The sequence below is a fragment of the Microscilla marina ATCC 23134 genome, assembly GCF_000169175.1.
Lineage (GTDB): Bacteria > Bacteroidota > Bacteroidia > Cytophagales > Microscillaceae > Microscilla > Microscilla marina.
This window is the reverse complement of the sequence record NZ_AAWS01000011.1, coordinates 1-26,091: the sequence shown is the minus strand read 5'-3', so window position 1 is coordinate 26,091 and position 26,091 is coordinate 1. Positions and strand designations below refer to the sequence as shown.

Below are 26,091 nucleotides of genomic sequence, written 5' to 3'. Positions count from 1 at the left end.
TTGATACCATGCACCTTCCAAAACAACTGACGGTTTTGGAAGGTTTTTTTAGCAACAACACTTACTGTTCCGTTTATTCTGTTGCACTTACTCCCCCACCCTGTACTCAACACAGCGCTTTCATAAAAGCAAAACCTTACTAACTTTGCCCACACAAAAGTCAGCAAATAAACCCTTAACGCATGTTAGTTATTAAGCAAATAGTCCCCATCATTCAGGCAACACTTGTTCAGCAAACCCAGTCAGATCAAGCTGTATATCATTTATTGCTCGACAGTCGCAAGCTTTACAACCCCTCGCAAGCTTTGTATTTTGCCATCAATGGCGAACACCACAATGGGCATGAGTTTGTGGCAGAGCTATACGCCAGGGGCGTGCGTAACTTTGTAATAGAAGAAAATTTGCCTGCCCATGTTAAATTACCCAACGCTAACATACTAAAGGTAACAAGTGCAGTAAATGCCCTACAGCAAGTAGCCGCAGCTCACCGTAACCAATATCAAATACCAGTCATTGGGGTAACCGGGAGCAATGGTAAAACAATGGTGAAAGAATGGCTTGCCAAACTACTGGCAGAAGATTTTAAGGTAGTAAAAAGCCCCAAAAGCTACAACTCACAAACAGGTGTTCCTTTGTCGGTGTGGCAAATGAACAAACGCCATACAATGGGTATTTTTGAGGCGGGCATTTCTGCCAAAAACGAAATGACAGCCCTACAAAAGGTCATTCAACCCAGCATAGGCATATTTACTAACCTGGGTACTGCTCATGATGAGGGTTTTGACAATCGCACCCAAAAATTTGCTGAAAAGTGGAAGCTTTTTGAACATTGCAAAGCTGTAGTTTGCTGTGCAGAACATTTACAAACATACCACGATATTGTCACAAAGACCTCTTTTAGTGGACAACCCTTTACGTGGGGCAAAAACGAACAAGCCCAACTACGGTTGCTGGACAAGCAAACACACCTGACTCAGCAACAAACCCAACTAAAAGTACAATACCAAGGTGAAAACCATTTCATTCAAGCTCCTTTTATAGACGAAGCCTCTGTAGAGAACATCTTGCACTGTGTTGCCACTATGTGTTTGTTGGGTTTGTCGTTCGACAAAATACAACGTCGTATTGCCCGGTTGCGTCCTGTGTCTATGCGCCTGGAACTCAAACGCGGCATGCGCAATACTTACCTGATAGATGACAGTTATAACAACGACTTGGCAGGGCTAAAAATCGCGCTCGACTTTATGAGCACACAAGATGTAAACCTGCAAAAAATAGTGGTGTTGTCAGATATGTTGCAGTCGGGTTTGCCCCCCGAAAAACTATACCAAGCCATTGCCCAATTGCTGCAAAGCAAAGCTATAGACCGAGTAATAGCGGTAGGCGAAGAGATAAAGAAACACCAGGCGAGTTTCAATGTATTGGATGTGGTATTTTTTGACCAAACTAAAGACTTGTTAGAGAGCCAGGTAGAACTTGCAAGGCTTGCCAATGCTGTCATATTGGTGAAGGGAGCCCGTCGCTTTAGGTTTGAACACCTCGTACATCAGCTTCAGCAAAAAGTACACGGCACTGTGCTTGAAATTAACTTAGGAGCCTTGGTACACAATTTAAACTTTTACCGCGAACAGTTGCCCTCTCACACCAAAATGATGGTCATGGTAAAGGCGTTTGCCTATGGAAGCGGTAGCGCCGAAATTGCTCATTTGCTACAGTTTCACCGGGTAGATTACCTGGGGGTGGCTTACGCCGATGAAGGGGTATTTTTACGTGAAAGTGGCATCGATTTGCCCATTATGGTCATGAACCCCAGCGAAGATACTTTTGACAAGCTGCTACAGTATGATCTGGAGCCTGAGATGTATAGTTTTAAGGTTTTAGACGAATTTATTCACTTCTTGAAAGAGCAACAAACCACTGCCAAAGTACACCTAAAAATAGACACTGGAATGCACCGATTGGGCTTTGTTGTCGAAGAAGTACCCCGTTTGCTTCAGGTATTACAACAACCCGACACACAACAAAAAGCCCCCTTGGATTACCTCAGCATTGCATCGGTATTTAGCCATTTGGCAGGCTCTGATGAGGCTACTCACAACGCTTACTCTCAACAGCAAATTACGCTCTTTGAGGCAGCTACCAAGCAAATAGAAACAGCCTTGGGTTATGAGGTCATCAAACATATTCTTAACTCACCCGGTATTGTGCGTTTTCCGGAAGCAAGTTTTGACATGGTACGGCTGGGTATTGGACTATACGGAATAGAAGCCAACCAAATTGCGCAAAGTCAACTTCAGTCTATCAGCCGGTTGACTACAACTATTTCACAGATTAAATATTTACAACCCGGCGAAACGGTAGGCTATAGCCGCAAAGGGGTGGCAAGCCATACTACCAAAACTGCCACTGTTGCCATTGGTTATGCCGATGGTTTTAGTAGGGCATTTAGCAATGGGGTAGGCAAAGTAATGGTCAACGGGGCAAAAGTACCAGTCATTGGTAATGTGTGTATGGATATGTGTATGATAGATGTTACAGGAGTAGAAGCCACTGAAGGTGATGAGGTAATTATTTTTAATGAAGAGCTTTCTATCCTTGATTTAGCCCAAAGCATTGACACTATTCCCTATGAAATACTGACCAACATTAGTCAACGGGTAAAGCGGGTCTTTTACCTTGAATAAGGTTGAAAAGGGTAACCTATACAAGTGTAGACTACCCTCCCCTATTATTATTTTTGAAAATCTCCAAGGCTAAACATTTGCTTATAATTGTTAGCAATCAAAGCACCTTTTGCTCCTCCTTTAATAGTGACCGAATTGCCTCCTGCGGGCATTGCAAGGTCAATGGCTGCCCCGGTAAATCCACCAAAAAGCTGTTGAGCATCAGCCTTTAGTTTCCACTCACTATTGGTAGTGTTTAGGGTTACATTGTTAAGCGCCAAAGTAACCGTTTGATAAGCAGTGTTGTCTCCGGTGTGGTAGACAAAAGCCCCTTGTTTTTGCTCGTTTTGTATATAAAATCCCTCGCTTCTCAAAAACATATAACCAGTTTTCCAAGTCCAAAACATTCCATTGATAGGGTCTAAAGCCCCCTCTTGCGCCCCACTACTATTGCGTACAGCGTCTACTCCTACCGAAAAAATCAGTTCAGCATACTGCCCCTGAGGAACATCTGTAAGACTAATGGGCACTACTCCAGCGTTGGCATCTGTTACTTTCAATAAATGATAACTCTCTGGTTGTACCCAAACAGAACCATCGGCTTTTTTAAGCTGAATATTACTTATATAATAATTGAAAGTAGTAAACTCCACCTCATCGTTTAATAGTGTAGTATAGGTTTTGTTTAATTGTAAAGGCTGCCCGGCAAACTCATTGGTAAACCTCAAGTTAAGTGTTGTTTTAGGTGCTGACGTGTCTTGTTTAATACAACTTGTTGTAATCAAACTGAAACAAATCAGCGTAAATAATTGAATGTGGTGACGCATATTAATTAAATAATTATATTCAAAAAACCAGGGTATATATCAGACTCTGCGCTTGATCTTTGCCCCTATAACATTATACGTTGTAGGAAAGTTTAAAATGCACCCAGGATGAGTTATTTATAATTAAACACTATTTTAGAAACACTTTTTTATGGAAATAATACTAAAATATCAAGTTGTTTAACTTACTATTCCAGAGTCGTTCAACTAGTCCATAAATTACTGACTAAAAACAACTTAACCGTATATTATCCAGGTGTTAAAAATATGAGCATTACATAGAATAAAAACAAAAAAAACAATAAATCTAAACTAACCAAACAAGATCAAAATATCATTCAAAACGTTTATATTTATATAAATAAACTTACAAAATAATCTGTCTTGGTTGATAAAAATAATAGAACATTATGAAAAAATCACACAATTACCTATTTATAGTTTCTAACTACCCTGACTTGGCTTATTTTTTTGTTACAGAGAGGGGTTTACTAAAAAAACTGCTCTAAAAAACACCCAAAAGCTTCGGTAATTATTTAATTATCAATAACTTTTGGGTAGCTTTATTTGCAAAGCTTTAGGCATTTCACATATATTTGTGAAGATGCGTTTGTACTTTCTTACCATTCATTCGGTAAAATATTTTTTAAACCTATTTTACATTAAAATGTCTGATAGTCAGTATTATACCACCTAATATCTATCCATTAGGGAACAAAATTTAGTTAGAAATTAGCAAGTGTACCCCTTGAATATATGAGAATTGATAAAATTCGCCTCAAAAACTTTAGATGTTATGAGGAAACCGAAATCGAGTTTCACCCTAACTTCAACATTGTCATTGGTATCAATGGTACCGGAAAAACCGCTGTACTGGAAGCATTGACAGTAGCTGCAGGGTCGTTTTTTTTGGGCATCGATTACGCCGAAAACCGCCACATTCGTCCCGAAGATATCAGAGTATTAAGCACCGAGTTTGACATTAACGAACAGTTTCCGGTAGAAGTAGAAACCTGGGGAGTGATTAATGGGCAGGAAATCAGTTGGCTCAGAGAGTTGACTGGCCCCAAAAACAAGACAACTTACGTAAAAGCCCTTAAAATAAAAGAACTTGCCAAAGAGATTCAGAGCCGGGTACGGGCAGGCGAAAACGTAAACTTGCCAATGGTTGCTTACTACTCTACCGAACGCCTTTGGAAAGAACGCTCTGATACGACCAAAATCAGTGGTTCGCGCCTCAAAGATGGCTACTACAATGGCTTGAAAGCGACCTCAAACAACAAGTTTTTTACCAAGTGGTTTGAAAAAGAGGAAATGGTGGTTTTGCAACAACGCAAAGAATCGGTAGGGCTTCAGGTAGTACGCAAAACAGTAAGTAATTGTGTGGATGGCTGCGAAAATGTATACTTCGATTTTAACCGCCGCGAGTTGATTATGGAGTACAACGATGGGCGAAAATTGCCATTTAAATATTTGAGTGATGGGGTACGTAACACACTTGCTACAGTGGCTGATATTGCTTTTCGTTGTGCAATGCTAAACCCTCACCTGGGCGAAGATGCGGCTCAATTGACCGAAGGGTTGGTATTGATTGACGAACTGGACTTACACCTGCACCCCTCCTGGCAAAAAGAAATTGTGAATAACCTGAAAACCTCGTTCCCTAAAATTCAATTCATTGTCACTACCCACTCTCCCTTGATTTTGAGTACGGTACAAGACCGTATTGTAACAATGGTAGATGGCAAAGCTTACTATAGTGTAAATACTTATGGGCGCACTGCCAATGATGTGTTGCGTAATGTAATGGCTACCCCCGAACGCATAGAAGATGTACAAGACAAGCTAGACTTATATTTTGAGCTGATTGAAGTGGGCGAAGGCTTGAGCGAAAATGCGATGAACCTGCGTAAACAACTCGAAGAAGCCATTGGAAACGATGACCCGGAGTTGGCAAGAGCCGACGTATTGCTGGCATTTTATGAAGACGAATAATATTCGTATATTTGAACTTGCAGCCTAATTATATTTAACTATTTTACGTCCACCTCCCAGGTGATTGGTTGAGCCAATTAGCAGGTGTAGGACTTACAATTTTTCTGTATCAAACTGTATGAGATACATTCAAAAAGGACCTGAACCTGAGTCACTTACAAACTTCAAAGGTTTAAAGCACAAAAACTGGAAACCTTCTTATGATGTATTGCCAGACGAGGTCATCAAAGACATCATCAACTCTTTGTTATACTATCAGGGTGGGCTTTGTTGCTATTGTCAGGTAGAAATCAACCAACAAACCTCACGACTGGTGCATTTTCACTCTCAACAATACTTTAAAAAAGAGGAACTCAATTACGAAAACTTGTTTTTATCATGCAGTACATCTGAAGGCATGCCTCCTCAATACCAACATTGTGCTGCGCATAAAGATGAAGCCATCATTCCTAAATTTATGGACGACACTCGTTGCAATGCTTATTTTAAGTATAACACTTTGGGCGAAGTAGTGCCAATAAACGCTTACGGGCTACGCACCATCAAACAAATTCAGCTCAATATGAACAAGTTGTCACCCAGCGAAAAAACTGTGCTCAATACTATAGAAGTACTCAACCTAAACGCCAGTAAACTTAAAGAACAACGCAAAGCCATTATTACTGAACTTGCCAAGGTACTGCGTAAGGTAAAAGACAAAGAAAAAATCAAACACGCGATGACAGTGTACCAAAAACGCGACAAAAACGGGCGTTACCCACGCTTTGCCGGGGTAGTTTTGTCTTACTTGAGTAGTTTATAAATACACTTGTTGTTTTTAGACATTGATGGGGTGATAAACTGCCAGCAAGTACCTACTAACCCCTTGTTATTTCCTTTCTGATATACTCTTTTTCCGAATTTGAGTGTATACACGCTTAATATTATACTGAAGCTATACCCTCTCAAAACTATTCTTGAGAAGCCTCTCTGAAGCTTGCAAAGTACGAGGTTTCGATCGGGCGTGGAGACACTGCCCGAGGCGGGAATACGTTTTTTTTGGGGTATATTCTCCTAAAGAGCCTTTTATAAGAAAACCCTGGTTAGACAAGGACTTTATGACCAAACCAAAGATTCCACAAATCAAACAGGTATTGGACAGATAAATATCACTTGACAATTATTTAGAAAAATGAAGCAAAAAAAACTGTTCTACTGGCATTATTTCATTGTATTTTGCTTACTCTTCAACCTCGTCTTATCCAAATCTACTCAAGCCCAACCTAACCTCAACGAAGGTGTTGGTGGCACTATAGGTATTTCGCTTTCGCTGGGCTCGCACCAAAACTCACTGGGTGTGGTGTTCAAAGCCTATTACTTTTTTGAACAGGTACAGTTCAACTTCCAAACCCGATGGCAATACAACGTAACTACTTATGGCCCTCCCCGTTTGCTGCCTGGCATCGAGGTACAAACCAACTATGGGCTAATGTTTGGCTGGGGCAAACAAACAGAAGTACAAGCGTACGCTTTTTTACTGCCTTTTGGCAACCAAATGAAACGTCTGAATGCTTTGGGGTATGTATTTAATGTATATCACGACAAAATTAAAACTTCGCAAACCACCGGAACCATTGCTTTTCAAGCAAATCGGTTTTGGCTCGTGACAGAGAATGATGCTTTGGGTGATATGGCAGTAGATAAGTTTAGAACGGGAGGGGTTTGGATCGCTTACCAGGTTCAAAATACAATGATAGCACTCAATACCCGGTTTTGGACAGGTAATTCAGGGCGAACCCCAGTCATTGAAAATGCCAACTACCCTGCACAATATGGCTACCGGGATATGTCAAATGCTATGTATGGCAGGTTTTCGCATGGTATTTTAACCATGCAAGTGTTGCAGGCTTTACCTTATAGACAAATAATAGGGGCTGAAGTTGGGCTGGATGCAGAAATAATCAGACATTTTCTTCAGAATAAACTGATACATGACTTATATTTTGTGCCCAGTAAGTGGAACCCTTCTAAAAATCCTCATGTACCCATGATAGATGCTGACGGGTTGCCCTATACCTACCAACCCAACCAACGCATTAAACCAAGCCAGGGCGTATTGCACCTTACCCTTAATCCTTACCTATTCTATTGATATCTTCTCGAAATAAGCTATAAATCAGATAAAATTGTAATTTTAAAGGTTGAAAATCAAAAAAATCCCCAGATGACTACGTATTTAGTTACCAAAATGTTTATTTTTGTGCAAATAAATGATGTTATTTTGTATTAATTACTCTAAACAACCCTATATGAACTTTAAAAAGTATCTTTTCGTATTACCCCTTCTAATGTTTACCTTCATCTCATACCAAGGTATAGGCCAAGACAAAATATATAAAATGGCTCAAAAAGCTCCCAAACCCCGCACTGGGCTAGAGGCCTTTCATGACTATGTGAGCAAAAATGTGCAAAGGCATAAAAAAGGAGTTACAGGAAATGTGTTTGTACAGTTTGTAGTCGAAAAAGACGGAAAGTTAAGTAATATCAAAGTATTAAAAGGATTAGGAGGTGCAGCCTGTAACAATGCTGTCATCAAAGTATTGCAAGAAGCCCCTCGCTGGTACCCAGGCAAACAAAATGGTAAGCCAGTGAGAGTGAAAAAAATACTTGCAGTAAAAATCTAGTTTAGAGACCATACATCATTAGCCAAAAAAAGCCTGAAGCTGTTAGAAAACAACTTCAGGCTTTTTTACTATAGCTTTCTTAAGCCTGCTCTCTAATGCTTTTCGGCCTTTTCGCCTGCTCTCACCGCTACTTCCATGTGATTTTCCTGAGGCGGCATGGGGCATACATAAGATTCATTATAAGCACAATAAGGATTATATGCCTGGTTAAAGTCCAAAATCACGTTGGCCTCGTTGCCGTTTACCAAGGGTACATCCAAGTACCTGCCCGCCCCATAAGTTTCTTCACCGGTGGTTTGGTCGGTAAATGCTATAAATAGTATTTTATCTTTGGGCTCTTTTTTCATCACCAACAAGCGATGTTTTTTGCCTAATAAATTAAACTCAACATAGCCATACTTTATATAACTTTCGTTTTTACCATTGCTGGTAGGCATTTCCAACATTTCAGGTTTAGGGCTTACTTCTAAAGTAGCACGTACCCGATACCCTGCATCAGGTATATAATAATGTAAGCCATGAAAAGCCTTTTTATCTTTGATTGGTGAATCTTTACCACTTTCAAAATACTCATCTTTTGCCTGTCGTGCCTCCATGATTCTGGTTACATAATCTTTAGACACTTTCTTTTTGTCAGTACTTGAAAAAGAATACACCAGGCTAATCACCACAACAACACTTACAATCCAATATATTTTTCTCATTGTTTTTTCTTATTTCAAATTTACATCATGCCCTCATCGGCAAAACTGTAATAATTGTAATCGGTAAAAATCATATGATCTAATACAGGTATATCAAGCATTTTACCTGCTTCGGCCAGCTTACGGGTAAGCCCTATGTCTGCCTGACTAGGCTGCAGGTTACCCGAAGGATGGTTGTGTACCACAATGATAGACGAAGCCAATGCCTCTATTGCTTTTTTAAAAATAACCTTAGGGTCAGCAATGGTACCCGACACTCCACCAGAGCTTATCTGTTCTTTTTTTATTACTACATTGGATTTATTAAGCATCACTGCCCAAAACTCTTCGTGTCCCAAGTCCATCAAATGAGGAGCTATGAGGTCGTACACGTTTTTTGATGAAGTAATGCGTGGTTTGCGGCTCGGCTCACTTTCTTTGCGTCTGCGTCCTAGTTCCAACGCACTTATAATAGAAATAGCTTTGGCCTCTCCTATTCCCTTAAACTTCTTCAGGTCTTTGATACTAAGTTTGGCAAGGTCGTTCAGGTTATTGCCTACACTGTTGAGTATTTGTTTGGCAAGGTCTACTGCACTTACCGACACCGTACCTGAACCAATCAATATTGCGATAAGTTCAGCGTCGGAAAGTGAGTGTTTACCTTTAAGCAATAACTTTTCTCGTGGACGGTCTTCTTCTGCCCAACGGGTGATCTGTAAACGACCTGGCTCCAAAAACGACTCTTCGCTATTGGCTGTTTTATCAACCGTTTGATCATCATTGTTGTTTGCCTGAGACGAAACAATATCTTGCATAGTATGTAAAGCCTTTGTTTGAGGCAAGTTACAGAATTAGGCATAAAAAAAGCCATACATTACAAAATATACGGCTCCACCTCATCTTTTGGGAAGTAATTTGCTACTAATTCATATTAACCCAAAGCACTTACTTGTTTGGTAAGTTTAGATTTTTGGTTAGCAGCTTTATTTTTGTGAATTACGTTTTTACGGGCTAGTTTGTCTAATTGAGAACTAGCTGTTTTTAAAAGAGTTTCAGCTTCAGATTTCTCTTTAGTAGCGTTCAACTGCTTTAAAGTAGCACGTAATTGCTTTACTTGGTAACGATTTCTTAATCGTTTTTTTTCGTTTGCTCTAATTCTCTTAAGAGCTGATTTATGATTTGCCATACTTCACTAAATTCTTTTCGTTTATATCTATGGTTCTGCTTTTCAAAAAAAGAGACGCAAATTTATAAGTAAATATTGAGTTATTCAAGGTTGTGCTACAATTTTAATAGTAATTTTTTAGACCAGCACTCATTTATCACTATTCACAGGAGTAGTATGTATTTAAGGTTTAATGTATCTGCCCCAAAACACTCCCACCTTCAACTTTCATCTTTTACTGATCTCTTGCCCTACTATTGATTTCAATTAGATTTCCCAAAAAACGTGTGAAGGCTTATCAGTCCCTGATGTAATATATGAACAACAAATAGCAATTTTCATAAAAAAAATTCGAATTTTCATATTATACTCACTTAGTTGTATTATTTAAATGTTAATATTATCAAATTATCATATAATATTACCAGGCTATAGTATTTTGTTTTTTAGTTTAGCCATCAATCTATCTAAAAACAAAAAGCTTATTTGCAAAGTACAAAACACCTTCCTCATATTACTCCGACATTGCATTTATTAGAAAAATACAATCAACACCCCCTATTTTCTTAGTTATGTGCAAATAAAGGACTATAAACAAAAAAATATACTTAAAAATTTCACAAAACACATCAAGCTTTATACATTTGTACAAAGAAGTTAAAAAAGGTATTTTGCTATGAATAATACAAAAACAAAATCTCAAAAGTCTTCAAAAGTTGAAGCTACTCAAGAAGCTGCACAAACTCGTACCCGTGAGGTTTTCGAAACTTTTGTAAACGCTCAGACTCAGTTAATGACTAACTTTGTTGAAGCTGCTAAAAAAGTTCAGAAAACTGTTGAAGGAACTGACGCTGCACAAAAAGCGAACGAATTGTACAAAGATTGGTCTGAAAAGCAAAAATCAATTGTAGATTCTATGGTTGACACTGCTAAAGGTCAATTGAAATTAGATGATGCTCCTGACTTTTTGAAAGAGTGGGTTGATTCTCAAGAAAAATTTGCGCAGAAAGTATATGAGTATATGCGTTCTTCTTCTGACAAAGTAGCTAATACTGACTTCATCGAACTATACAAAGTGAACATGAACAAGGTATATGACAACTTTGAGTCTATGTACAATCATATGACTGAGCAATTTGGTAAGCCTTTCAGCGAAATGAAGTTCATTCCTGAAGATGCTGTAAAGAAAATGGTAGAAATGTGGAAACCTATCTACTCTTTGAACTAAGCCATTATTAAAGCTCACAGACATTCATTATCATGGGTGGAGGCAATGAAGCCTTCACCTATTTTTTTTGCTTTGCATCGGTGACACTTTTTAGGTAGGCGTCCCGCCATTTCTCTGCCAGCTTTTTGTTTCGCTTTACCCCCAACCCAGTAGCATACATTTTGGCAACTCTTTGTTGAGCATTGGCATACCCCTGTTCGGCCGCCAGTTTGTACCAGGCAAAAGCTTCGGAAAGATTCCTAAACGTTCCTTTCCCCAACTGGTACATTACCCCAGTATTATACTGAGCCCTTGAGTGCCCCTTGTTGGCGGCTTCTGTATAATACTTGAGTGCTTTTATGTAATCTTGCCTACACCCCTTGCCTTTTTGATACATCCACCCCAAGTTAACCAATGCCGAGGCATCACCTTTACTGGCTGCTTTCTCGTACCAATTAAACGCTTCTGCTTCATTTTTGTCCACTCCATCACCGTCTCTTAACAGATGGGCCAGGTTTCGTTGTGCATCTTGTTGCCCCTTAAGCGCCGCTTTGCGGTAGTAATCGGCAGCCAAACTTTTGTTTATTGTCACTCCTTTGCCATCAGCATACATCCACCCCAGGTTAGCCGCTGCGCTGGCATGTCCTTGTTCTGCTGCTTGATGATACCAAAACACGGCTTTGCTAAAGTTTACTTTTACTCCACGTCCATGATGATACATCAGCGCAGCATTGTACTGCCCAGAAATCAGCCCAAGTGCTCCCGATTGCTCAAACCAATGCGTTGCTTTAGTAAGATTGACGGCTACTCCCAGCCCCTTGTAATACATCCATCCCAAATACAGCATTGCTTCCGGGCTTTGGAGCCTGGCTGCCTTGCTACACCAATGCAACGCTTGTTGGTAGTCTTTTTTTTTGTACAGATTAATTTCGCCCAGTGCATTGAGCCCTTCGTAGCCACCTAAAGCAGCTGCCTGAACATAGCAAATAGTTGCTTCGTCATATTTTTCTTCTTTATAAAAGCTTTTGCCTTGACTCAATAACAAGGCTTCGCCTGGTTTGCGACGTACCGATGCGGGAACATTTACCTCTAACGGCTCTTGGTTATACACCCATTCTACATCTTTACGCCAATGACGGGCTTTTTTCACTGCTCCTGTAGTAAGTGGATTACCGGTAAGTATTACTTTTTTGAGTTGAGGGAGGAGCGCAATATCTTCGGGGATTGCTTCAAGCTTATTGTAAGAAAAATCAAGTACTTCTAAAGTTTCTGCCTCAAATACTTCGCACGGAATTTCTACAAATTGGTTATGACTACAGTCCAGCACTTTGAGCATTTCTATCAAGCCAATGCCTGGTGGTAATTGGGTAAGTTGGTTATGGCTCAAATATAAATGGGTAAGCGCATCAAGGTAACTTATTTCTAAAGGCAAGGCGTAGCTATAGGTATAGTCACTATTTTGGATAGCACCCAAAAAGTTATAAGACAAATCCAGCTCCTGTAGATTGGTAAACTGGGTAATTTCGGCGGGAATTTTTGCCAATTCATTGAACGATAAATTGAGTTTTTGGAGCTTGGGCAATACTGGCAACTCACTTGATAACTCTGTCAATAAGTTATGACTCAAGTCAAGACTCTCAAGTTTGTTTAACTCTGTCAGGTGTACCGGAACTGCACTAAAAAAATTATGCCCAAGGTTCAACTCTCTTAATTCTTTCAATTGTTGTAAAGCTTGCCCAGACAAACTCTCTAAGAGGTTATGGCTCATATCAAGCATTACTAACTTATGAATACCCAACAAAGCCTGCATTGGAACCTGTGTAAACAAATTGCCCGATAGGTCAACTCTGGAGGTAGACCAGGGTTTAAAGTAGAAATCAGGGATGGCTTCCAGGTTCAGGTCTATCAATGCTGCCTTTTTACGGGTACGAAAGCCAATACTTTTCAACCAACCTGTTACTATGTCATTGTCAAACAAGGGAACCAACGCTTGCACCTCATTAAAGTACAGCAAAAATTTTATGTAGTCGAGCTTGACTCTATACACCCAATAAGATAAGTTTTCTGCTACTCCGTCAGGCAAACGTTGTAACCACTGCTGTTTTGCCTCGCTCCGTACTGTTTTATCTGGGTGTAAACCCCCGGCACAAAATAATGTGGTCATTTGTTGATGGCTTAAATGGTCTGGTAAGCCTTTAAACGTTTCTACAAATATATCCTCTTGTCCTTTGGGAACTCCACACTGATAAGCATCAAAAAAACGAGTGAAAACACCAAATTTCTCTAAAAATAATGGCAATCTTTTGAGGGGGTTACCATCGATGTTTAACTGCACCAGAGTTGATAGTGAACTGAGGGCTTTAGGCAAGGTAGACAGATCATTGTGTGACAAGTCTAACACTGCTAAGTGTTTCAGCTGTTGGATAGCTTTGGGCATACTCAGTAATTGACCGTTGGCAAAACTTAGTTTTTTGAGTTGGGTAAGGTTAAAAAAATCAGTAGGAATGTTGGTTATGTAATGGTATTCAATGCTTATTTCTTTGATGTTGATACAAAAATTAGCCTTACTAAACAAAGGGGGAATTTTCTTTAAGGGTTGGTCTGTTTTGCCTGACAAGTTTATTTTAGAATCATACCTCCAATCAAAAAACAACTGGAGTGTTGGTACATCATAGTTGGGCAAGTCTACCACATGTTGACATAAGCGATAAAAATTATTAGGTTGTTTCTGATGATTTTTATAAATGTCTAATGCTGCCACTTGAGCCGCACCTTCTACCAAATCTATCCAAAGCAAATAGGCAGCTTTAGAAAGAGCAGGATATTCAACCCTACAGCTCCAGCCAAACAAAGCAGTGCCTATTTCTTTATTGATTGCACAAGGCTTGTTTTTCAGAAAAGCCAAAGCGGTATGTACTGCTGCACCTTGTTTCTCGGTTAATTGTTGGTATACCAGATTTGATTGTTCCATTTAAACACTTGGGTGTGGGTTCAATCAAATATAAAAAATGTATAGATATCTAGTGGCATTTTGCCAAAAAAGGTCGAATAAGTCGTTGAGCAAAGGGCATAAAAAAAGAGGCTGCAAAACAACCTCTTTTTCTCTTTCCTAACCACAAAGCTTATTAAATATCTTTTAGCCAATTGTCATTGACTTGTACTCACATTTATTCAAAACAAATGCCACGATCGTAATTTTTATAAAACAAAAACATTAACCCATTGATTATCAGCACAATAAAACGCAGATTATCAGTTAACATTATTAACAAATAATTTTCAGCGCTGTGGAAAAATAACGAAATACCGTACCACGCACGATTTTTCGTAGCACACAGGCAACCATTACCCATCTATTATGGTTTTGTGCTATATACATAGCATCAAAAGTTTGACAAAGAATATAATTGAAAAGTTATTTTTTGTTATGCCACAGCATAGGCAGCCTGCTATTTTTTAATATTTTTGTATAGAACTCAGTGCAAAGTAATCTGACAAAGGCATATTGACTACCCTTTTTAAACACTATTTATGAGAAAACTTTCTATTCTTTTACTCTTGATCATTGCTGTGTTTAGCAATGTTGAACGCCTTGGGGCACAAAATGCCAGCGCATTGCTATTGGTAAAGCAAGCCCGACAACTAGCGAATAAGGCAAAATATAACCAGGCCATCATTTACTTAAAAAAAGCGGGTGTAAATTTTAATAAAACAAAACACTGGAAATTATACATTGATTGCCAAAATAAAATAGGTGAATATCTGGTACGCCAGGGGCAGCTTGACGAAGCCCTGAAGGTATGTAGCAGCACCCAAATATACCTTAAAAATCAATCGGCTCAAGCACTGACACAACAAGGTGGAGTACTCAATGTGATCGGGGAAATATACCTGAACAAAGGGCAAAATGACCAGGCACTTGAAAGCTTTCAAAAAGCCTTGAATATTTATACCCGCCAGCAGTTTGACGCAGGTAAAGCACACTGCTATAATAACCTGGGGTTGGTATATTGGAACACGGGCAACCGGGCACTTGCGCTTGAATACCATCAAAAAGCCTTGACACTACGCAAGTCGCTTTATAGTGCCCAACACAGCGAGGTAGCGGCATCTTACAATAATATAGGATTGATTTACAGCCAAAACAAACCCAAAGAGGCCTACCAATATTATGAAAAAGCCCTTGATATTTACAAGAAAGAAAAACAGCCTATAAAGGTTGCCAATACTTATAACAATATGGCCATTATCAAGCAACGGGAGAGAAACTTTTTAGAAGCCCTTGATTTCTTCGATGAGGTACTCGCGATTCGCAAAAAGGTGTACAATGACCAACACCCTAATGTGGCTTTTGTGTATACCAATATAGGGCAGGTATACGCCGATCAGGAGAACTTGCCTAAAGCACTGGAATATCAGCAAAAAGCGTTGGACATTTACAAAAAAAACTTTGGCGAAAAGCACCCCGAACTCGCCAGTGTTTACAACCTGATGGGTGCCATACACACCAAGCAAAGCAACTACCGCACTGCACTCAATACCTATCAAAAAGCACTCAGGGCTAATGTACCAGATTTTAACAGTGCCGATGTACTGACCAACCCTGAGATTAACCAATATTATAATGCAGATATACTGATAAACTCGCTGTTGCTCAAAGCACAAACTTTTGAAGCACTCCATTTTGGCAAAAGCCTGAGGTTTAGAGATTTAAAAATGGCATTGCAAACCCTGGAGCTGTGCGACGACTTGTTAGAGAAAGTAAGGAGGTTGCGTACCAACCAAAGTGATAAGATTGCCTTGGGGAAAATTGGCAGCGAAATTTATGAAGATGGCATTCGCATCAGTATGGCAATGAGTGAAGTGTCATTGCGTAAAAAACATTACTTTCAAAAGGCGTTTTATTTTGCCGAAAAAAGCAAGTCGGCAGTATTACTTGACGCTATTACAGATACTGACGCCAAACAGTTTGCTGGCATTCCTCCCAAGCTACTTGCTCAGGAGAAACAACTCAAAGCCGACATATCTTATTATGAACAGCAGCTTGCTGCAGGGCTGGAGACTGCTAAAGAGAAGGTTTTTAGAGAAAAACTATTTGCATTCAATCGCCAATATGATGTTTTTACCAAACAGTTAGAAACCAATTACCCTGATTATTACAACCTAAAATTTAATACTTTGACCGTGTCGGTGCCACAAATACAACTAACCCTAGACAATGAATCGGCAATGATACTTTACTTTATAGGGCAAAAAACCCAACGCCTGTACTACTTTTACATAAGCAAGCGCAAGTTTAAAGCACTGGATTTACCGCTCATGGAGAGGTTTGACAAGCACATTATTTCAATGCGTAACAGATTGTACTTTAAACGAAGGATTGACAAAACAGGGCTCAAGCTGTACAAGCAGTTGTTTCCCCAAAAGATTTCACGCAAAATCAAAAAGCTTATTCTTATTCCTGATGGTTTCATGAGTACGCTTCCCTTTGAGGCACTGATTACCTCGAAGGTAACTCCGGAAACCTCATTGCGCAACTACCCTTATTTGATCAAAAAGGTAGGGGTTAGCTATAGTTATTCTGCTACCTTGTTTTTGCAAAGTAAAGACCCCATAAGTGCGTCAGCTACTTCTAAAGACATTTTGTTGATGGCACCCGTCAGTTTCAAAAAACAGAGTAATTTACCCGCTACCGAGCGGGAAGTAAATCAAATACAAGCGCTTTTTGCCAAAAAAAATGGAAAAACACGATTATACCTTAAAACAGAGGCACGAGAGGAACAAATAAAATCATCTGAGTTGAAAAACTACCGCTATGTGCACCTGGCTACCCACGGAGTAGTAAACGAACAATATCCGGAGCTCTCCAGGGTGTTGTTGTCTAAGGGGAATAAAGACGATGGTGCACTCTATTTTGGCGAAATATTTAACCTGGAACTCAGTGCAAACCTGGTAACCCTATCAGCTTGCGAAACCGGGCTGGGTAAACTTTCTAAAGGAGAAGGAATTATAGGGTTGAGTCGAGCATTGCTGTATGCAGGAGCTAAGAGTGTACTGGTATCGCTTTGGTCGGTAGCTGACGAGTCTACCTCACAATTGATGATCAATTTTTATGATTATTTACTGGCCGGCAAAACTAAGCACGAGGCATTGCGTCAAGCAAAGCTACGACTAATTAGTGAAGGGAAGGACTACCAAGGCAATCCTATTCCACCTTTTTACTGGGCTCCTTTTGTATTAATTGGGAAATAAGACGATGATATTTACTAGATTACTAAAAAAGGCTTTATTATTTTACTCAGATAAGCTTTATTTGGCTTTGACTGTAATGATGATAATCTGCTACATTTGAGCAGTGACGAAGTAGCAGCAAGTAGTTAGCTACAAGTAAGGGTAACTCATTCATAATATGGTTGTTACTCCTACTCATTAGGTATATTTAATTCTGCCTCGGTACTTATATAAAATAAACGATAAGTAATATATCCTCAATAAATCTTGATAAGTCAATGAAAAAATCTGTGTTAATCACTTGTTGTATATGCTCATTGCTTTGGGCAAGTTGTACCAAAAAAGCCAAGTTTTTGAAAGGAGCTGCTAAAATTACTAAAGACACTGTGGTAGTGGTGACGGAGTCGCACCGACATACTATTGTAGAAACGAAAAAAAACCGTATTTATACTTTTGCCCGTGATACCATCAATACAGTAGACTTGTTGAAAACCACAAAGATAGTGAGTAAAACCGCTACCCATATATACACCATTGCTATTACCGAAAAGGAGGGCAAAGAAATAAAGAGAGATACTGTAAGTATTGTTATTTTGGACGATGACGCGGATGGGGTTCCCAATTTTGAGGACAAATGCCCAAAAAAGAAAGGAAGTTATGCCAACAAAGGCTGCCCGGAAAATAGTACCCCTCCTGTCCTGAAAAACAGCCTCAGCCAAGCACTGGCAAAGTATACCAAGGGTTTATTGTTTCCATCTGGTAGCCCTCAAATCAACTCTGGCACTTATACCCAGCTCAATGCCATTGTAAAGTTGCTAAAGAAATACCCCAAAGCACGCCTCTTGATAGAAGGTCATACTGACAGCGTAGGAAATACACAAAAAAACAAGGCGTTGTCACTCAAAAGGGCCAGTTTTGTTCAGGCCTATTTTGTCCGCCAGGGCATTGCGGCACACCGTCTAAAAGTAATAGGCAAAGGGGCTACGACACCTATAGCCAGCAACGATACCGCCGTTGGAAGGAGCAAAAATCGTAGAATTGAGGTTCGTTTGATAGAGTAGTTTGGGCAGAGCTGTCATAGTAACAAAAAAAGCCTTGTCTAACACTTCGACAAGGCTTTTTTTATTTTTTCTCCCCTTTCGGGAATAAAGTATTGCTTGTGTTTGTCTAAACTGTAAATTAAGGAACGTGATCGCAATAACTGTCCGGTTTAGAACATATCCTCTTTCCTGACTTTCGTTACTTTTATTGTCCGTAGCGCTGCTACGCCCGCAAAAAGTGCCTCAGTCAGCCTTGAGTTTATGACCTCAATCTCGACACTTATTTTGAACATGTTCCTAAGTATTGAACAAAGCAGTTTGACCATTGCAAATACATGCAACATACATAATGAATAAAACCGACCAGAGAGTTTCGCGTGAAGAAGCATGGGCATTGGTGCAACAGGCACAAGCGGGCGACCAGGCCGCTTTTACGGCGTTAATAAAACAGTATGAGGCTCAGGTAGCCGCTACTGTAATAGGTATGCTAGGCAATACACCCGAAGCTGACGACGTGGGGCAGGAGACTTTTATTAGGTTCTACAAAGCACTGGCAAAATTCAGAGGAGAGGCTGACGTAGGTACTTATCTCACCCGCATTGCTATTAACTTATCGCTCAACGAACTGAAAAAACGTAAACGTAAGGGTATTTTTTCTCTGTTCTCGTCTAACAAACAACAGGAAGACTATGTAAGAGAAATTGCCGACGAAAATAAAGAGCACCATAAAGATACCCAAGAGGTAGTACAACGGGCAGTACAAACCCTGGAGCCTGCCTTTAGGAGTGTGGTAGTACTAAGAATGATAGACGGATACTCTACCAAAGAAACCGCCGAAATTTTAAATATTCCACTGGGCACTGTCCTTTCCCGCTTAAAAAGAGCCCAGGAAAAATTGAAAGTAATTTTAAAAGATTTAAACTAACTCCAGATGGATCAAACATTGTATAATTTATTGGTAGCATCGTTTGACCGCGATTTGTCTGACGAAGAGCAGACCGCTTTGAACCAAGGGCTGGAAAGATCAGAAGATTTACGCCGGGAAAAGATAGCGTTGCAAAACCTGAGAAAGTTGACGGCTGCCCAATCGCCTGAATTTGCTCCATTTTTTGCCGGAAGGGTCATGCATAAAATAGACACGCTACAAACACAACCCAAGGAACCTGCCCTTGCCAAGTGGCTCACCAAAATGTTTCCTAAGGTGGCCTTGTCAGGAATGGCAGTGATTGTGTTGCTCATTATCAACACTTATTTTATGGAGGGAAGTTTTTCGCTCGACACCTTATTGGGTATTTCGGAAGTGGCTGCCGAAGATGCTGACTATTTTTTAATGGAGAATTTCTAAGTTATGAAAATAAAAACAACTGTTATATTAATCGCTACTTTGCTCATAGGCATTGTGCTTGGCTCATTGGGTACAGGGTATTTTGTGCGCAAAAAAGTGAAAAACATATCGAGGCGGTTTCGTGAGCCTGACCGATTTAAACATCACTTGATAGAACGCCTCAATGTAAGTGAAGACCAACAAGTCATTATAGAGCCTATGATAGAAGCACACTTTAAGCAACGGCACGGATTAAGAAAACAACATTTTAATGACTTGATAAAAATGGAGGAGGATTTTCAGAAAAAGGTTTCGGTTCATTTAGAAGATGATCAGATGGAGTATTTGAGAAGAAGACTGGAACGTTTGAAACGGAGGTTTGAACGACGAGGTAGAGGCAAACCCCGCCGACACCATCGCAAAGAACACCACAAACCTGAATAAGCAAGTGCTTACACCCACAAACCTGTATTTGTGGGTGTTGGCATTATCAATTGTCTCCCGGATAGGCAAACAATTTGTCGTTGATCGGCTCATTAATTTTTATTGATTTGATGGTAATATCAAACTTGGTTCCTTCTGTGACACCCGTAATTTTGTGGGCAAACATAACCCCTCCTACCTTTTTATAGTCCGTATAATAACGAGTTACTTTAGTTCCGGTTTCTTCTCTGATACTTTCTACTTTTAAGATCATATAGCTTTGGGTAGCTATACAAAAGGCCACTTGTTGCCCGTCTTTTTTGGTAACTAATAATTTATAACAGTCTTGTCCCTTGACCCTTTGTTTGCCTTTGAAGGCTATTTTATGCCCTCTTTTTTTGTAATCTACCCATAACCTGTCAAACTCCCGGCCACCCATTTTGCGGGTGTTGTAGCCACTCATCCTCTCTGGCATACCTAACGGGTTCATTTTCCAGCCTTGCCTGCCATCATAAGCACTGGTTACAAAGTCCATTCCCTGTATTTGTACCACTATTTTCAACCTGTTGGGGCGCTTGTGATACTCTATCATTGGGATGTTTTGCCCTTGCGATCGCACTGTCATTTTTTGAACACGCGCCCTCATTGCCCTGAGCTGGTCAATGCCTCCTAGTTTTTCAATGTGGGTACTCACAATTTTATCTGCGTTTTGCGCCTGCCCAATCACAAAGCCAAGGCAAAGTAATACACTCGATATTAGTTTAGTCATTGTATTTTTTAGGTCTAAGTTTTTTTTAGTTGCAAAAAGGCTTCACCTGATTGGTAGCTCCAACAAAAAGTTTATTACAGTCATCTAAGAATACTTAACACAATAAATGCCTGCCATCCAATAGTTTGGCGTATATTGTCACTTCTGCAAACTATTTGTAAATACGTTATTGCCCACTTATGAAAATACTGCTAATTACAGCCTTGTGGTTGAGTACACTTACCAATTTGCAGGCACAAAAGATGCAAAAGCCGTCAAATATCCAAGAAGTCATTCAATTGATCAAAAACCAGTCAATCTCTAGTCTCCAGGCTTTAGTCAAGTCTCAAAACTATGACCTATCGGGGCTTGACCTCGACAAAATAAAAAGCATACTGTGGCAAAAATATGTACAAGAACAAACCCAAAACCCAGCACGTCAACGTGAATATACCAAACGTAGCATTAGCTTTGGTAACAAAACCATGCGTTATACTGCTACTACCAAAGGGCGTAAACCCGCCAAGGGCTACCCACTGTATATTGCGTTGCACGGAGGGGGTGGTGCACCCGCCCGCCTCAATGACAGTCAGTGGCGGGCAATGCAAAGCTATTATTTAAGGTGTGTACAAAATGGTATTTATGTAGCGCCGCGTGGGGTAACCAATACCTGGAACCTACACTTTGTAGCAGAGTCTTACCCTTTGTATGACCGCCTGATTGAAAATATGGTATTGTTTGGAGGTGTAGATCCTAATCGGGTGTATTTGTTGGGGTATTCGGCAGGGGGCGATGGAGTATATCAGGTGGTGCCACGCATGCCCGATCGTTGGGCTGCCGCCAATATGTCGGCTGGTCACCATAACAATATATCTCCTTTGAATCTGGGGCAAGTTCCCTTTTTGCTTCAGGTAGGCGAACTGGACAATGCCTATCAACGCAATAAGGCTACAGTGGGTTTTGCCCAAAAGCTAAAGCGTTTGCAACAAAAGTATCCATCACAATTCAAACATCAGGTGTTTGTACACTGGGGCAAACGGCATAGTAGTGTAGCCGACTGCCCCAGAAACAGAAAATCGGTAGTGATTGCCAACCCTTATGAATGGCAGCAAAACCCCTCAAGAAAAAAACCGGGCAGGGCAACTACCAACGCCATTGCGTGGCTCAGCCAATATACGCGCCAACCTTTGCCCAACCACCTTGTATGGCACAGAAACACTGTTGCCTCCAGTCGTTCGCAAAATGGTGCACTATTTTATTGGCTCAAAGCCGACAATAAACCACTCGAAAATGAACAAGTAGAGGTGACCATAGACCGGATAAAAAACCTAATAGAAGTAAAAAAATGGCGGCAGGACATCACTATATACCTTCGGCCTGCTATGGTTGATTTTAAACGACCAATCTACCTTACAAAGGATGGATATAGCGAAAAGCGGACATTGTTGCCCAACTTGCAAACGATGATAGAGACCCTGTTACAACGGGGCGATCCTGATTTTATATTTTACGCTTTGCTTACTCTGAAAAAAAAGAATTAATATTGAGCAGTAATTTTAGTCAAAATCGGTTGCTGGTGATCAGTTATTGATGAATTTAAAAACTATTTAATGGGGTGTTTAGGCGTAAAACCGAAACGCTTTTAAAAATAAAATGAGTAAGCAATCTTAATATAAAATACTGGCTTACAGCATTTAACAAGGTGAACATTTATTCGAATCAGCTATGGACTATCGACTAAATACTATGGACTATTGCTCAATAAGTCTTGTATTTTTATTGTACGATGTTTAAGACCAGAAAGTAGAATTTTATGCCACAAGCAAGATTTCAGATTGGTGTTTGGTATGCCAAAGACCACGTTGTTTCTTTGATAGACTACATAGAGCTTTTTAAAAGGGGATGGATCGAAAAATCTCAGGTAAACCTAAAAAGTTCTTACTTGCTCATTAATATCGATGAGCAAAGCTATCACCAGTTTAACTGTTGCCACGTAGAAATGATGGGACTTCAGTTTAGAGATGTATACCAACGCCTGATGCGGGGAGAAGATGCCATTTTGCGCCCGGCAGTCATTGGCACACCCAATGTTTGGTATTTGGTGCTTGAGCCTCAAAAAGATTTTGTGTATGTGTCGTCGCTTACCATTCACGACAAAGACCCTAACTTGTATAGCAACCTATGGTACAACGACTTAGGATTGGGACAATGTGAGGCAGTATTTCCGTTTGAAACTCAGTTTAACACCCAAAAACAAGCCGATTATCTCTATGACTATTTGGTGCAACATAAAGAAGTGCTTAAAAACCATAGCTGGAAAGGGCGCGAGCATACCAATTTTTTTACTGAATTGGCAATTCCTAAGTCTATCCTCCTCAACGATTTACGCTTGTATGGGCAAATGGGACTGGTGGTATACGACATTACCGAAGAAGAGGTAGAAGTGGAATATTATTAGCTGAAGTTACGCAGACCTACTTATTTTAATGGTTATATGGCTGTATTGCTAAATGATTGGGCTACGCATCGCGCAACCATAAAACAATAAAGCTATCAAACAATATAAATAACTGAAGTTACGCAGACCTACTTATTTTGATGGTTATATGGCTTTATGGCTCAATGGTTTGGCTACGCATTGCGCAATAAAGCCATTCAACAATAGAAACAGGTGACCTTCAGAAAACTGCGTAACTTGAGTAAATAAGCAGACTTGGAAATTACTGCGTAACATCAGTTATTAGTTTTTTAGCCTGGAGTTGGCAGGTTAGCCAAGGTTCCCAACTAACAAGTTGATAAACACTTAAAATTAAATAACTTATCAACTTGTTAGTTGCTAGTGGAGGCTATGCCGACATCCCGCTTGCGGGGCACCTAGAGTCCCTAGAACCTTGTCAGGGCCCAAACTATGCCCCTACTTTGCTTTACGCAAATATATATTGCCTTGAAACGATTTGAGTCGGAGTTCGGTACCTCCACCATTCAGTTTGCCCTTCAGACGAGCTCGTCCACCTATTTTGCGATACGACTTATCCATAGGGGGCTTTATTTTGATGGGTAGGTCTGAAAAAACATCGCCCGAATAAGAGCGCATATCAAGGTTGGCTTTTTGCCCCGAAGCAATGCTTACATCTATAAAACCACTGATACTTTTTAGATTGAGCTGGCAGTTTTTTGGGTGTTGCATTTCTATGTTGCCACTAATGGTTTTTATTTTAAGCTGTTTAGTACTGGCAGGCACATTTACCTCATAGCGAATGTTTGCCAATAAAAAACGCCCATTGACGTGATGTTTTCCATCTTCGTCGTTGTACACTGTCAAGTTACCATACGATTGATAATTATTATGCTCGTCGCCAGTAACAATGAGGGTCTTGGTAATTTTCGATAAGTCTTTAATCCGCGAACGAATTTCAAAATCGCTTGAACTTTTGTCTGTATTCAGTTCAAATTTATCATTGTGTTTGCCCCCATTAATATCTACCCATACCGTTACTTGTACTTTATTTTGGTTCCAGGTTTTCACCTTGATATTGTTGGCATATTTCAAGTTTAGAAACAACTCTTTGCTTTGATCAAAGTCAAAGGTTTTGTCTATTTTTTTAGCCGTTTTTGAGGTAGTTACTGGAGTCTTTTGACTCCACGCCTGCAGGCTCAGCAACAGTGTCAAACATATGATACCCAGGGTCTTTACTTTAGTTTTCATGGAAATATGTAGTTGGTGATGAGTATGTGCAGGCGCTGCACATACCTTATATAATTTATTTTTTGCGTAGATAAATATTGGCATGTCTGGCTTCTAATACCAGTGCTTTGCCCCCTCCATTGAGTTTAGCAGTCACCTCGGTGGTAGCCGTCAGGCTTTTCAAACTACTCTCTTGAGCCTTATCTGTTTGAATGTCCATGTTGGTAAATATTTCGCCATAGCGACTACTGGCTCTCAGGTCGGCCTTTGTTTTCGCCGGCAAGCTAATGTCCATGCCTCCATAGCGGGCGTCTATGCTCACATTATTGCTCATACTGGCAAAGTCTGCCGTTACCAGCCCATAGCGTGCCTCTATCTGTACACTCCCGCTGAGTTGCTCTACCCAAACTTTGCCATAGCGTATATCAATGTTTACATCAGTACCAAACCCTTTGACTATCAACTTATTAAACCAGTTATTTGAAATATCTACCCTGAGCTTCATTGCCTGGGGTACTTTGATGGTATACTGCCTAGAGCTGACCTTACGCACCGCCTTGATGGTAGTTACCTCTCCTTCGGTTTTATAATTGAGCCCTATTTGGGTATTGTCATTTCCTCCTGTAATCGGCTTCAGTCCTTTGGCTCTTTCATTGTCAGAGTGGCGATGTCTTTGCCCACCTTCTATCAAAATCTCTGAACCATTGTAGGCTTCCAACAAGAGTTTTCCCGTCATTTCGCCAATCTGTAGCGTACCCGATTTTACCGGAATTTTAAATGTTTGGGCTTGAGCAAAAACAGTCAATGATACCAAAGCAAGCGCAAATGCCCACTGCTGTAGATTCAATAAATTTTTCATGGAATTTTGGTTTTATATCTTTTTAATGGTGTAATAAATTACAAGGGCAGCGTTTATGTCTGCCCCTGTATGGTTATAGTATATATGGTAGTCTGAATTATTTCTTGCGGATATACACATTTTTGTAAGGTGAACGAACTTCTATGTCTACTCCGCCACCATTGAGTGTACCTTTTACTTTGGCTTTTCGTTGCAACCCTTTACCACTGCCCAGCTTAATGTCCAGGTTGGTAAATATGTCGCCATAAGACGACTCTGCCACTATGTTGGCTTTGGTATTACCGGGCAGAGTTACATCTACATCGCCATAAGGCGACACTATAGAAGAAGGTTTGCTTTGGTTTACCTTGCTAAATACCACTTTTGCTCCTTTGTAGGTAGCATTCACCAATACGGGTCCCGATACATTGTGGAGCAACACCTTTGCGTACGTCACATTTACTTCTATTTCTCCGTCAAAATCTTTCACCTCCAGGCGTCCTGCGTGTACACTTCTTAGTTTTACTGCCAACGCCACCCCCTTGGGTACCTTGATATAATAATTCACTTTTTTTCTTCGTATGCCTCTCAATGTCAAT

Annotated in this window: 21 protein-coding genes and 1 pseudogene; 13 read left to right on the top strand and 9 right to left on the bottom strand. The window is 40.1% G+C overall.

Going from position 1 to position 26,091, the window contains the following annotated elements:
- Positions 1-182: 182 nt before the first annotated feature.
- On the top strand, positions 183-2,684 hold the full coding sequence (locus tag M23134_RS11695; RefSeq protein ID WP_002696240.1) for a bifunctional UDP-N-acetylmuramoyl-tripeptide:D-alanyl-D-alanine ligase/alanine racemase: 2,502 nt from the start codon (positions 183-185) through the stop codon (positions 2,682-2,684).
- Between the two features lie 47 nt (positions 2,685-2,731).
- Here M23134_RS11695 and M23134_RS37950 read toward each other — a convergent pair whose 3' ends face one another.
- Entirely contained in the window at positions 2,732-3,490 is a 759-nt protein-coding gene (locus tag M23134_RS37950) for an MbnP family protein (protein ID WP_002696238.1), read from the bottom strand.
- A gap of 756 nt (positions 3,491-4,246) precedes the next feature.
- Here M23134_RS37950 and M23134_RS11685 point away from each other — a divergent pair.
- The 4 genes from M23134_RS11685 to M23134_RS11670 all read left to right on the top strand — a co-directional run bounded on the left by M23134_RS11685 (position 4,247) and on the right by M23134_RS11670 (position 8,148).
- Positions 4,247-5,485, top strand: a complete 1,239-nt coding sequence (locus M23134_RS11685; protein WP_002696233.1) for an AAA family ATPase — start codon at positions 4,247-4,249, stop codon at positions 5,483-5,485.
- 118 nt (positions 5,486-5,603) lie between these two features.
- Complete coding sequence (locus M23134_RS37945) at positions 5,604-6,287, top strand: retron system putative HNH endonuclease (RefSeq protein ID WP_002696232.1); 684 nt, start codon at positions 5,604-5,606, stop codon at positions 6,285-6,287.
- A gap of 369 nt (positions 6,288-6,656) precedes the next feature.
- Positions 6,657-7,616 (top strand): polymorphic toxin type 23 domain-containing protein, encoded by a 960-nt coding sequence (locus M23134_RS11675; RefSeq protein ID WP_002696230.1) that lies wholly within the window; start codon positions 6,657-6,659, stop codon positions 7,614-7,616.
- A gap of 247 nt (positions 7,617-7,863) precedes the next feature.
- Positions 7,864-8,148, top strand: coding sequence for an energy transducer TonB (locus M23134_RS11670; RefSeq protein WP_157558452.1), 285 nt, complete (start codon positions 7,864-7,866; stop codon positions 8,146-8,148).
- A 92-nt stretch (positions 8,149-8,240) separates the two neighbouring features.
- Here M23134_RS11670 and M23134_RS11665 read toward each other — a convergent pair whose 3' ends face one another.
- The 3 genes from M23134_RS11665 to rpsT form a co-directional block, all read right to left on the bottom strand.
- A complete protein-coding gene (locus M23134_RS11665) occupies positions 8,241-8,852 on the bottom strand; it encodes a DUF1684 domain-containing protein (protein WP_002696226.1) in 612 nt (203 codons plus the stop codon).
- A gap of 20 nt (positions 8,853-8,872) precedes the next feature.
- Entirely contained in the window at positions 8,873-9,646 is a 774-nt protein-coding gene (gene radC, locus M23134_RS11660; RefSeq protein WP_082226553.1) for a RadC family protein, read from the bottom strand.
- A 116-nt stretch (positions 9,647-9,762) separates the two neighbouring features.
- On the bottom strand, positions 9,763-10,017 hold the full coding sequence (gene rpsT / locus M23134_RS11655) for a 30S ribosomal protein S20 (RefSeq protein ID WP_002696222.1): 255 nt from the start codon (positions 10,015-10,017) through the stop codon (positions 9,763-9,765).
- Between the two features lie 655 nt (positions 10,018-10,672).
- Between rpsT and M23134_RS11650 the strand changes: the two genes are divergently transcribed.
- Positions 10,673-11,224 (top strand): hypothetical protein, encoded by a 552-nt coding sequence (locus M23134_RS11650; RefSeq protein ID WP_002696220.1) that lies wholly within the window; start codon positions 10,673-10,675, stop codon positions 11,222-11,224.
- Between the two features lie 58 nt (positions 11,225-11,282).
- Here M23134_RS11650 and M23134_RS37940 read toward each other — a convergent pair whose 3' ends face one another.
- Positions 11,283-14,174: a leucine-rich repeat domain-containing protein gene (locus M23134_RS37940; RefSeq protein WP_002696218.1), complete on the bottom strand. Its 2,892-nt coding sequence runs from the start codon at positions 14,172-14,174 to the stop codon at positions 11,283-11,285.
- 560 nt (positions 14,175-14,734) lie between these two features.
- On the opposite strand from M23134_RS37940, the gene M23134_RS11640 reads away from it, so the two are divergent.
- The 5 genes from M23134_RS11640 (at position 14,735) to M23134_RS11620 (ending at position 20,242) form a co-directional block, all read left to right on the top strand.
- Positions 14,735-17,455 (top strand): CHAT domain-containing tetratricopeptide repeat protein, encoded by a 2,721-nt coding sequence (locus tag M23134_RS11640; protein ID WP_002696216.1) that lies wholly within the window; start codon positions 14,735-14,737, stop codon positions 17,453-17,455.
- A 257-nt stretch (positions 17,456-17,712) separates the two neighbouring features.
- On the top strand, positions 17,713-18,495 hold the full coding sequence (locus tag M23134_RS11635) for an OmpA family protein (RefSeq protein ID WP_082226552.1): 783 nt from the start codon (positions 17,713-17,715) through the stop codon (positions 18,493-18,495).
- Between the two features lie 328 nt (positions 18,496-18,823).
- The gene (locus M23134_RS11630) at positions 18,824-19,399 is read left to right on the top strand and encodes an RNA polymerase sigma factor (RefSeq protein ID WP_002696213.1); all 576 of its coding nucleotides are present in this window, start codon (positions 18,824-18,826) and stop codon (positions 19,397-19,399) included.
- Positions 19,400-19,405: 6 nt separating this feature from the next.
- Entirely contained in the window at positions 19,406-19,819 is a 414-nt protein-coding gene (locus M23134_RS11625) for a hypothetical protein (RefSeq protein ID WP_002696212.1), read from the top strand.
- A gap of 3 nt (positions 19,820-19,822) precedes the next feature.
- Positions 19,823-20,242: a hypothetical protein gene (locus tag M23134_RS11620; protein WP_002696211.1), complete on the top strand. Its 420-nt coding sequence runs from the start codon at positions 19,823-19,825 to the stop codon at positions 20,240-20,242.
- 46 nt (positions 20,243-20,288) lie between these two features.
- Here M23134_RS11620 and M23134_RS11615 read toward each other — a convergent pair whose 3' ends face one another.
- Positions 20,289-20,990, bottom strand: a complete 702-nt coding sequence (locus tag M23134_RS11615; protein WP_002696209.1) for an outer membrane lipoprotein-sorting protein — start codon at positions 20,988-20,990, stop codon at positions 20,289-20,291.
- 179 nt (positions 20,991-21,169) lie between these two features.
- Here M23134_RS11615 and M23134_RS11610 point away from each other — a divergent pair, with 179 nt between their 5' ends.
- The gene (locus M23134_RS11610) at positions 21,170-22,510 is read left to right on the top strand and encodes an alpha/beta hydrolase (protein ID WP_002696207.1); all 1,341 of its coding nucleotides are present in this window, start codon (positions 21,170-21,172) and stop codon (positions 22,508-22,510) included.
- Between the two features lie 272 nt (positions 22,511-22,782).
- Positions 22,783-23,427, top strand: a complete 645-nt coding sequence (locus M23134_RS11605) for a hypothetical protein (protein WP_002696205.1) — start codon at positions 22,783-22,785, stop codon at positions 23,425-23,427.
- Positions 23,428-23,883: 456 nt separating this feature from the next.
- Here the strand turns inward: M23134_RS11605 and M23134_RS37935 are convergent, their stop codons facing one another.
- The 3 genes and pseudogenes from M23134_RS37935 to M23134_RS11590 all read right to left on the bottom strand — a co-directional run.
- Positions 23,884-24,675 (bottom strand): DUF4097 family beta strand repeat-containing protein, encoded by a 792-nt coding sequence (locus M23134_RS37935; RefSeq protein WP_053337294.1) that lies wholly within the window; start codon positions 24,673-24,675, stop codon positions 23,884-23,886.
- A gap of 55 nt (positions 24,676-24,730) precedes the next feature.
- A complete protein-coding gene (locus M23134_RS11595; RefSeq protein ID WP_002696201.1) occupies positions 24,731-25,513 on the bottom strand; it encodes a DUF4097 family beta strand repeat-containing protein in 783 nt (260 codons plus the stop codon).
- A 97-nt stretch (positions 25,514-25,610) separates the two neighbouring features.
- Positions 25,611-26,091, bottom strand: a pseudogene (locus M23134_RS11590) (DUF4097 family beta strand repeat-containing protein); the annotation flags it as partial.